The sequence below is a fragment of the Streptomyces sp. WM4235 genome, from assembly GCF_001279725.1.
Lineage (GTDB): Bacteria > Actinomycetota > Actinomycetes > Streptomycetales > Streptomycetaceae > Streptomyces.
Window position 1 is genome coordinate 1 of the sequence record NZ_LGDE01000302.1, and the last position, 409, is coordinate 409.

Below are 409 nucleotides of genomic sequence, written 5' to 3' on the forward strand. Positions count from 1 at the left end.
GAGCGCCGGGGAGTAGGCGGCGCCGCCCGCGCAGGGCCCGAGCATGACCGAGATCTGCGGGATGACACCCGAGGCCTTCGTGTTCCGCTGGAAGATGCCGCCGTAGCCGGCGAGGGCGGAGACGCCCTCCTGGATGCGGGCACCCGCGCCGTCGTTGAGGGAGACCAGCGGCGCACCGGCCGCGATGGCCATGTCCATGATCTTGTGGATCTTCGTCGCGTGCGCCTCGCCCAGCGCGCCACCGAAGATCCGGAAATCGTGCGCGTACACGAAGACCGTACGACCCTCGACCGTCCCCCAACCCGTGTTCACACCGTCCGTGTAGGGCTTCTTCGCCTCCAGGCCGAAGCCGGTCGCGCGGTGCCGACGCAGCTGCTCGACCTCCCTGAAGGAACCCTCATCGAGCAGC

At 69.4% G+C, this 409-nt stretch carries 1 protein-coding gene; it reads right to left on the minus strand.

The window, feature by feature from the left end:
• The coding region (locus tag ADK55_RS20010; RefSeq protein WP_324611193.1) for a carboxyl transferase domain-containing protein at positions 1-409 on the minus strand (409 nt) is incomplete at both ends.